Origin of the sequence: Dietzia sp. B44, from assembly GCF_014145245.1 — a bacterium.
GTDB classification, from domain to species: Bacteria; Actinomycetota; Actinomycetes; order Mycobacteriales; family Mycobacteriaceae; genus Dietzia; species Dietzia natronolimnaea.
Window position 1 is genome coordinate 1 of sequence record NZ_JAALEF010000212.1, and the last position, 7131, is coordinate 7131.

The following is a 7131-nucleotide window of genomic DNA, read 5'->3' on the forward strand; positions in this document are numbered from 1 at the left end:
GGCGGCGCGGGCGGGCGGTTCTGAGCGCCATGACCCGTCGTCGGAAAGTCGTCGTTGCCGTACTGATCGTCCTGGCCCTGCTGGTCGCGGCGGTGGTGGCCGTGGGCACCTGGTACCGGCCGATGCTCATGACCGGTACCGGATACGCCGCGCACAACGCCTGCGCGATCCACTTCCTCACCGATCGGGACGACCCGGAGTCCGACCTGCCGCCCAACCCGCTGGTGCCGTTGCTGCGCACGGAGATCGACGACTCCGAGGGGTGGGCGCGTTCCTCCGTCCTGGGCGTCGCCTTCGCCCAGCAGGCCTGGGCCTCCGAGTACGGGTGCGCGGTGGGCGACGGCCGCGCCGAGGGTTCCGAGTACACCTCCCTCGTCGGGCCGCCCGAGGACAACCCCGAGGACGGCTCCAAGGGCATCCGGCTTCCGCAGGCCACCGACGTACCGGCCGAGGTCGGTGCGGCACTCGACCGGGCCGCCGGCCGGGAGGGCACGCGCGGCCTCGTCGCGGTCCACCGCGGTGAGATCCTCGGCGAGTGGTACGCCGACGGCTTCGGTCCGGACACCCGGCAGCTCGGGTGGTCCATGGCCAAGAGCGTGGCGGCCACCCTGGTCGGGCGCGCGCAGCAGGAGTTCCCGGAGGCCGACCTCGACCCGGCGGACACGAACCTGCGCCCCGAGTGGACCGACGAGCGGGCGCAGATCTCCCTCGACGACCTGCTGCGCATGACCTCCGGGCTGGAGTGGGACGAGGACTACGACCTCGGCACCCCCATCACGCAGATGCTGTTCGCCGAGCCGGACATGGCCGCGTTCGCCGCCGCCCAACCGCTCGCCCACGAGCCCGGGACCGTCCGTCAGTACTCGTCGGGCACCACCAACATCGTGTGCGACCTGCTGCACGAGCGCACCGGCCTCGGGCCCGAGATGGCCGATCGGCTGCTGTTCGACCCGCTCGGGATGACCAGCGCGGTCCTCGAGGCCGGCGCCTCCGGCCGGTCGGTGTGCAGCTCGTATTTGTGGGCCACGCCGCGGGACTGGGCGCGGTTCGGGCAGTTCACGCTGGATGACGGCGAGGTGGACGGTCGCCGCCTGCTCCCCGCCGGATGGATGGACTACGCGACGAGCGTCGTCCCGGCCGGCGGTGAGCCCGAGCCCTACGGCGCGCAGTGGTGGACCAACGACGCCGGTGACGGCACCCCGCTGCGTCTTCCCGGGATTCCCGCGGACGCCTACTGGGCCTCGGGGCACGACGGGCAGTACATCGTGGTGGTCCCGTCGGCCGATCTCGTGGTGGTGCGGACCGGGTTCTCCCCCGGTGGGTCCATCGGCGCGCTCGGCATCGAGGACCTGGTCGGCGACCTCACCCGGGCCGTGGGTTGAGCCGGCTTACTGCTCAGCCCCAGGCCGCCTGGATGCCGGCGCTCGCCCGGTCGATCCGCTCGAGGCGGCTCTCGGTGTAGAGGGCCACCTGGTCCACGATCACGCGCATCCGGGCCGCGTCGTCCGGGGCCGCGTCCCACAGCGGGCGCAGTACCGCGTCGAGTCCGGCCGGCGCCGAGTGCGCCAGGTACTCGGCCACCCGGTGGATACGGTCGCGTTGACGATCCTGCCGGGCCCGGTGCCCCGGGTCGCTCATCACGTACCGCACGGCCATGGTCTTGAGCATCACCACCTCGGCCTCCACGTGCAGCGGCACCTCGAGGTCGGCGCTGTACCGCCCGTGCGGCGTCTCCCCGTGCACCTCGCGGGTGGTGTGGATGGCGGGCATGACGAACCGCCCGACCAGCTCACTGGTCAGAGCCTTGAGGGCGACCGCTCCCGCGAAGGACTCCTCGAACGGCTGGACGGCGCGGACCGCGTCGAGCGCGCCGAGCCGCCCGGCCGCCTCGCGCAGTTGGTCGGCGTCGGGCCCCCGGAACTCGCGTGCGCCCAGCTCGGCCAGCGCCGCGACCTCCGACGGGTCGGTCAACGACCGCAGGTCCAGCCTGCCCGCCACGATCGCGTCCTCCACGTCGTGGACCGAATAGGCCACGTCGTCGGAGAAGTCCATGATCTGCGCCTCCAGGCACCGGGTGTCCCCGGGTGCCCCCACGCGGATCCAGGCGAGGGTGTCCGCGTCGTCGGGATAGGCGCCGAACTTCCTGGTGCCCTCCCGCGGCAGCCACGGGTACTTGGTGGCCGCGTCCAACGCGGCGCGGGTGAGGTCCAGTCCGACCCCGCGCCCGTCGGCGTCGACGACCTTGGGTTCCAGCCGCGTGAGGATCCTGATCGTCTGGGCGTTGCCCTCGTATCCCCCGAACCCTCTCGCGACCTCGTCGAGGGCGCGCTCACCGTTGTGCCCGTAGGGCGGGTGTCCGATGTCGTGGCTCAACCCCGCCAGGTCGGCGAGGTCGGGGTCGCAGCCGAGGCCGGCGGCGATGCTGCGGGAGATCTGCGCCACCTCGAGGGAATGGGTGAGGCGGGTCCGCGGCGTGTCACCGTCCCCGGGCCCGACCACCTGCGTCTTGTCGGCGAGCCGTCGCAGAGCCGCCGAGTGCAGGACCCGCGCGCGATCCCTCTCGAACGGGCTGCGCTCACTGGCCGTCCCCCGCGCCCGGGCGGGCCCCTCACCCACCCGGCGCTCGGCGTCTGCGGCGTCGTACGCGTACCCCGTCATGCGCGTCTCCTGTCGGGCGAGTGCGCCCCGTCGTCGTCGTCCCGGTGCGGCCGGGCCGGTGGTGTCTGCGGATCAGCCCGGGAAATCCACGTCGGTGCCGGCGATCCGGTGGTACTGGTACCAGAGCACCGCTCCGGTCTCGCGGATGATGCTCAGGACCTGGTTCTCCCGGGTCCAGACTGCGGGACCCTGTCGGGTCGGCGACGTCCACGCGTCCAGTCCGGCGTCCCGGGCCATCATCCGCGCCCGGTACGAGTGCGTGGGGTCGCTGACCAGCACCACGGAACCACCGCCCTGGTCACGCACGGTCAGGGCCACGGCGTCCAGACTGCCGACGGTGTTGGACCCGGTCTCGACTGCCAGGATCGCGGTGGGCGGCACCCCCAGCGTGGCCAGGTAGGCGCGACCCGCACCGGCCTCGGTGAACCGGTCCCCCGGCTGATTACCGCCGACCGTGATGATCTGGGGGGCGACACCCTCCTCGTACAGGGTGGCGGCGTGATCGAGTCGCGACTGGAAGACCGGGGTGGGGACGCCGTCGTACTGGGCCGCTCCCAGGACGACGATCGCGTCCGCCGCCGTGCGGTCGTCCACCCGCGCCACGTGCCACACACGGAACGCGATGAATCCGGGGACGATGAGGCACAGCAGCAGTGCGATGACCAGGAGCCATCCGATGGCCCTGGACACCGCCCGCAGCGGGGACCGGGATCTGTTCACCCGACCAGTGTGCCAGCGCGCGGTCAGCAGCCGATGAGCCGCTGCGCGAGGTACCCCTCGACCTGGTCGATGGCCACCCGCTCCTGCGCCATGGTGTCCCGCTCACGGATGGTCACGGCCTGGTCCTCGAGAGTGTCGAAGTCCACGGTGATGCAGAACGGCGTGCCGATCTCGTCGTGGCGGCGGTAGCGTCGGCCGATCGCCTGCGCGTCATCGAAGTCCACGTTCCAGCTCTTGCGTAGCTGCGCGGCCAGATCCCGCGCCTTGGGCGAGAGGTCGGCGTTCCGCGAGAGCGGCAGCACGGCCGCCTTGAACGGCGACAGGCGCCGGTCGAGCTTGAGGACCGTGCGGGTGTCGACGCCGCCCTTGGAGTTGGGGGCCTCGTCCTCAGTGTAGGCGTCGATGAGGAACGCCATGAGCGACCGCGTCAGGCCGAAGCTCGGCTCGATGACATACGGCACGTACTTCTCGCCCGAGGCCTGGTCGCGGTACTGCAGGTCCTCACCGGAGTGGGTCTGGTGCTGGGTGAGGTCGTAGTCCGTGCGGTTGGCGATGCCCATCAGCTCGCCCCAACCGCTGCCCGAGAACCCGAAGTTGTACTCGAAATCGATCGTGCCGGCCGAGTAGTGGGCACGCTCGTCGTCCGGGACGTCGAAACGGCGCATGTTCTCCGGGTTGATCCCCAGGTCCACGAACCAGTCCCAGCAGTCCTCGACCCACCGCTTGAACCACTCGTCGGCCTCGTCGGGCTTGGTGAAGAACTCGATCTCCATCTGCTCGAACTCGCGGGTCCGGAAGATGAAGTTGCCGGGGGTGATCTCGTTGCGGAACGCCTTGCCGATCTGACCGATACCGAACGGCGGCTTACGCCGGGCGGTGGTCATGACGTTCTTGTAGTTGACGAAGATGCCCTGGGCGGTCTCGGGACGGAGGTAGTGCAGGCCCGTCTCGTTGTCCACGGGGCCGAGGAAGGTCTTCATCAGTCCCGAGAACAGCTGCGGCTCGGTCCAACGGCCCCTGGTGCCGCAGTTGGGACACGCGATCTCGGCCATGGGCACATCGGCCGGGCTGTCCAGCTTCTTCTTGGCCGCATGGGCCTCCTGCAGGTGGTCCTGGCGCAGGCGGGTGTGGCATGACTGGCACTCGACGAGCGGATCGGTGAAGGTCTCGACGTGGCCGGAGGCCTCCCACACCTTGCGGGGCAGGATGATCGACGAATCCAGTCCCACGACGTCCTCGCGGCCGGTGACGAAGGTCCGCCACCACTGCTTCTTGATGTTGTCCTTGAGCTCCACGCCCAGCGGACCGTAGTCCCACGCCGAACGGGTTCCGCCGTAGATCTCGCCACACTGGTACACCAGTCCCCGGCGCTTGCAGAGGTTGACGACTGAGTCGATGACGGACGCTGAGGATGCCACGTCGGGGGTTCTCCCTTTGGTGAGTCGGTTGACGGAGGTGTCGGGGTGGACGCCCTCGGCGCGGGCCGGCGCCCGCGGCACTTCCCACCAGGGTATCCGGTCGACCCCGGCGGTCTGGGATACTGGGGTCCCCCACCCGACACGGCGCCGGTTCCCACCGCGCCCGGAAGGTTGCGCCAATGGCATCCGGACCCGAGTCCCCGGCCGACCCCGGGTCTGCCGCGGACATCCACGACCCCGGCCCCCACGCCGACCCCGTGCCGCTGCCCCCTCAGCACGTGGTCTCGGCCGCGGGCGAGCTGCTCCGTGCGCTGTCGGCGCCGTTGCGAATCGCGATCGTCCTACAGTTGCGCGAGGGGCCGCGTTGCGTCCACGAGTTGGTGGACGCCCTGGAGGTCGCCCAGCCGCTGGTGAGTCAGCATCTCCGGGTACTCAAGTCGTCCAACGTCGTCTCCGCACACCGGCGGGGACGCGAGATCCGGTACGAGTTGCTCGACGACCATCTGTTGCACATCGTCGAGGCGGCCGTCGGGCACGCCGGGGAGGAGTAGGGACATGGACACACCAGGCAAGCCGATCGGCGTGCGCTCGACCCGTCAACGCAGTGCCATCTCCGCGCTGCTCGACGAGTCCAAGGGGTTCCGATCGGCCCAGGACCTCCACGCCGAACTCCGCGAGCGCGGGGACGCGATCGGGCTGACCACCGTCTACCGGACCCTGCAGTCGATGTCCGACGCGGGTGCCGTGGACGTGCTGCGCACCGACTCCGGGGAGTTGATCTTCCGGAAGTGCTCCGATTCGCACCATCATCACCTGGTGTGTCGGGTGTGCGGGTTCACGGTGGAGGTCGAGGAGCCGGGGGTCGAGACGTGGGCGCACCGTGCCGGCGGGGCCCACGGCTTCACCGAGGTGACCCACACCGTCGAACTGTTCGGCCTCTGCGCGGCGTGTGTCGCCGCCCGGGGTGGCGAGCAGGCGGGTCCGGTCGACTGACTCGGGACTACGCCGACGGACGCGCCGCCCGGTCCGCAGCTCAGATCCCGTTCACTCCCCCGAATCGCCGATCCCTCTCGGCGTACTCGAGGCACGCCGCCCACAGGTCGCGGCGGTCGAAGTCGGGGAACAGCGTGTCCTGGAAGACGAACTCGGCATAGGCGCTCTGCCACAGCAGGAAGTTGGAGGTGCGGAGCTCACCGGACGGTCGCAGGAAGAGGTCGACGTCCGGCATGTCCGGCTCGTCGAGGTAGCGGGAGAAGTTCTCCTCCGTCAGGTCGTCGGCCGAGACCTCCCCGGCGGCGACACGACGCGCGAAGTCCCGCGCGGCGTCGACGATCTCCGCACGGCCGCCGTAGTTGACGCACATCGCCAACGTCATGACCGTGTTGTCCCGGGTGAGTTCCTCGGCCTCCTCGAGCTCGGAGATCACCGACTTCCACAACTTGGGGCGTCGACCGGCCCAGCGGACCCGCACCCCCAACTCGTGCATCTCGTCGCGGCGGCGGCGCAGCACGTCCCGGTTGAAGCCCATGAGGAAGCGCACCTCCTCGGGGCTGCGCTTCCAGTTCTCCGTGGAGAAGGCGTAGGCGGACAGGTACGGGACACCGATCTCGATGCACCCCTGGACCACGTCCATGAGTACCGCCTCACCCTGCTTGTGGCCCTCGGTCCGGGGCAGGCCCCGCTCCTGGGCCCAGCGTCCGTTGCCGTCCATCACCAGTGCGACGTGGCGCGGCACGAACTCCGACGGGATCGCGGGCGGCCGCTCCCCCGACGGGTGCGGGGTGGGCGGCCGTACGGTCACCGGCGCTGCGCCGTCCCTCGACGGGGTGCGCTTACGGAATCTGGGTAGTCCGGGCACGGGACTCCTCCACGGGTTCGTCGGGAACGGGTTCGGCGGGACGAGGCCCGTCGGGAGCGGGCACTGCGGGGACGGGTGCTGCGGGGACGGGTTCTGCTGGAATGGGCACTGCGGTAGCGGGCGCTGCGGAGACGGGGTCTACCGTCCAGCGGTCGACGAGGGGCAGGCTGCGCAGGTCACGCTCGAGATGCCACTGCAGGTGCGCGGCGGCGATGCCGGAGGCCTGGCGGACCACGGCAGGCGACGAGCCGACCACGGCCTCCCACTCCCCGGCCAGCAGCGCCGACAGGTGCTCGGTCACGCCGGGTGTGAGCATCGCACAGCCCTGCGGCCGGCAGTGCACGCACACCGTACCGCCGGAGGCCACGTGGAACGCCCGGTGCGGGCCCACCACGCCGCAGCTCACACAGCAGTCCAGGACCGGCTCCCAACCGGACGCCGCCATGGCGCGCAGGAGGAACGCGTCGGCGACCAGCC

8 protein-coding genes are annotated in these 7131 nt (G+C 70.8%); 3 read left to right on the plus strand and 5 right to left on the minus strand.

Annotated elements, in window-relative coordinates; all coding sequences use genetic code 11:
- Positions 1–1382, plus strand: a 1382-nt coding sequence (locus G6017_RS07885; protein ID WP_241731422.1) for a serine hydrolase domain-containing protein, incomplete at its 5' end; no start/stop codon positions are given.
- Between the two features lie 13 nt (positions 1383–1395).
- Here the strand turns inward: G6017_RS07885 and G6017_RS07890 are convergent.
- The 3 genes from G6017_RS07890 to G6017_RS07900 form a co-directional block, all read right to left on the minus strand.
- A complete protein-coding gene (locus G6017_RS07890; RefSeq protein WP_182616822.1) occupies positions 1396–2658 on the minus strand; it encodes a deoxyguanosinetriphosphate triphosphohydrolase in 1263 nt (420 codons plus the stop codon).
- Positions 2659–2730: 72 nt separating this feature from the next.
- Positions 2731–3348, minus strand: coding sequence for an ElyC/SanA/YdcF family protein (locus G6017_RS07895; protein WP_182616829.1), 618 nt, complete (start codon positions 3346–3348; stop codon positions 2731–2733).
- Positions 3349–3401: 53 nt separating this feature from the next.
- Positions 3402–4796 (minus strand): glycine--tRNA ligase, encoded by a 1395-nt coding sequence (locus tag G6017_RS07900; RefSeq protein WP_182616824.1) that lies wholly within the window; start codon positions 4794–4796, stop codon positions 3402–3404.
- A 179-nt stretch (positions 4797–4975) separates the two neighbouring features.
- Here G6017_RS07900 and G6017_RS07905 point away from each other — a divergent pair, with 179 nt between their 5' ends.
- Both G6017_RS07905 and G6017_RS07910 read left to right on the plus strand, forming a co-directional pair.
- Complete coding sequence (locus G6017_RS07905) at positions 4976–5347, plus strand: ArsR/SmtB family transcription factor (protein WP_194306843.1); 372 nt, start codon at positions 4976–4978, stop codon at positions 5345–5347.
- Between the two features lie 4 nt (positions 5348–5351).
- Complete coding sequence (locus G6017_RS07910) at positions 5352–5789, plus strand: Fur family transcriptional regulator (RefSeq protein WP_182616826.1); 438 nt, start codon at positions 5352–5354, stop codon at positions 5787–5789.
- Positions 5790–5829: 40 nt separating this feature from the next.
- Here G6017_RS07910 and G6017_RS07915 read toward each other — a convergent pair whose 3' ends face one another.
- Both G6017_RS07915 and recO read right to left on the minus strand, forming a co-directional pair.
- On the minus strand, positions 5830–6597 hold the full coding sequence (locus tag G6017_RS07915; protein ID WP_179524971.1) for an isoprenyl transferase: 768 nt from the start codon (positions 6595–6597) through the stop codon (positions 5830–5832).
- A 31-nt stretch (positions 6598–6628) separates the two neighbouring features.
- On the minus strand, positions 6629–7131 hold a 503-nt coding region (gene recO / locus G6017_RS07920), incomplete at its 5' end, for a DNA repair protein RecO (protein WP_182616828.1).